Source organism: Candidatus Accumulibacter vicinus (genome assembly GCF_000584955.1).
GTDB lineage: Bacteria > Pseudomonadota > Gammaproteobacteria > Burkholderiales > Rhodocyclaceae > Accumulibacter > Accumulibacter vicinus.
Map to the genome: position 1 here is coordinate 91,774 of NZ_JDSS02000053.1, position 1,737 is coordinate 93,510.

The following is a 1,737-nucleotide window of genomic DNA, read 5'->3' on the forward strand; positions in this document are numbered from 1 at the left end:
TGACTTTCATGATCAGGGGTGTCTTGCAAAGTCATGACCGTTAGCCGGACTGGCGCGCGTCGTTCAGGCGCCAGTCGTAATCGAGAAACTCGATCTCGTAATCGCCACTCTGGACTCTCCTGATGTCAGCCGCCGAGTCGGCCAGTACATTCGCATGGCGTGCCAGGGCCGCCTTGACCGAGGTCATTCCCTGATGGCCCTGGGCAAAGTCCTTGCCATACCAGTCGAAAATCCTCGAGATCTTCATTTTTCCGCTGGCGGCTTCAAAGCGATTGCGACTGCGGTCGGAGAGGAAGCGACGCATGCCTTCTTCGAGCTGGGCCTCCAGCTTTTCGGCGACGAAGGCGCTGGGCAGCAGCATCGGGCAACCGATCGATGCGCAGACGACGGCGAAGTGGATTCTTGGTTCGTCGAATTTTCCCGCCGCGCGAATCATGCCGTGCTCGACATCGTCGAGGCTGCGTTCCTGGCCGAGCAGGGTGAAGAACTTTTTCTTCCACGGGCTGCGAAAGGTGCTGCCAAGATCCTTGATCGATTTCAGGTCGGGATACTTCTGCAGCACCAGCTCGACTGTCCAGGCGTTGTAGGCATTGATCAGGAAGGCCAGTTGCTGCCCTTTGTTCCAGCTTTCGTAGTCGCGTGGCGAGACCTCTTCCAGAGTCGTCAGATAGCGCTTGAGCGCTGCCCGGTCGGACTGCATCCCGGCGTAGCGCACGGCCGACGAGTAGCCCTCCTTGCTGACCACCACATGTCGCACCAGCAGGTCGTTCCAGGATCGGTGCGTGTGATCGAAGGCCTGCACCGGCCCGGCAATGAACAGCGTCAGCCAGGCGGCCAGCCAGAAAAATCGTTTGCTCATCATGGCGCGGTTCTCCAGTGTCTTTGCGATAGGGGCGGGAGCAAGGGGATCAGCCTCCCCGCCGCCAGGCGTGAAAGCGTTCGACCCAGCGTAGCAGCGTCGCTGGTGCGTGCGCCTTTTTCCAGACGCCAGCGACGTACTTGTTGGCTTCGGCGAGCGTCGGGTAGATATGGATGGTGCCGAGAATCTGGTTGAGGCCGATGCCCTGTTTCATCGCCAGCACGTACTCGGCGATGAGGTCGCCGGCATGCTCGCCGACGATCGTCACGCCGAGAATGCGATCCTTGCCGGGAACGGTCATCACCTTGATGAAGCCATGGGCTTCGCCATCGGCAATGGCGCGGTCGAGGTCATCGATGTCGTAACGTGCGACCTCGTAGGCGATTCCCCTGTCCTGGGCCTCCTGCTCGTTGATCCCGACGCGAGCGACTTCCGGCTCGACGAAGGTCGACCACGGAATCACCGAGTAGTCGGCGCGGAATTTCTTGAAAGGCGCAAACAGCGCATTGACCGCGGCGTACCATGCCTGGTGCGCAGCCGTGTGGGTAAACTGGAAGGGTCCGGCGACATCGCCTGCGGCGTAGATGTTCGGGTAGCGTGTTTGCAGGAACTCGTTGATCTCGACCGTCCGCCCGCTCGGGATACCCAGTTCTTCGAGGCCATAGCCCGTGAGATTGGCGCTACGACCAAGCGCCACCAGCAGGACGTCGAAGGCGATGCGCAGTTCTTTTCCCTCGTGCTCGGCGATCAGGATCTTCTCCCCCTGCTCGATGACGAAGGCCTTCGCCTGATGGTTCAGCAGCACTTGTACACCCTCCGCGCGAAAGCGTTCGGCAACCATCGCCGACACTTCCGGGTCTTCGCGCGGCATGATGCGC

Annotated in this window: 2 protein-coding genes; both read right to left on the reverse strand. The window is 60.8% G+C overall.

Annotation, left to right across the window (positions count from 1 at the left end):
• Positions 1 to 40 precede the first annotated feature (40 nt).
• A complete protein-coding gene (locus CAPSK01_RS20780; protein ID WP_034931424.1) occupies positions 41 to 862 on the reverse strand; it encodes a DUF547 domain-containing protein in 822 nt (273 codons plus the stop codon).
• Between the two features lie 46 nt (positions 863 to 908).
• On the reverse strand, positions 909 to 1,737 hold an 829-nt coding region (locus tag CAPSK01_RS20785; protein ID WP_034931427.1), incomplete at its 5' end, for an FAD-dependent oxidoreductase.

Excerpts from the sequence above, each read along its gene's own strand:
- CAPSK01_RS20780 (WP_034931424.1), bottom strand. The coding sequence starts at position 862 with ATGATGAGCAAACGATTTTTCTGGCTGGCCGCCTGGCTGACGCTGTTC.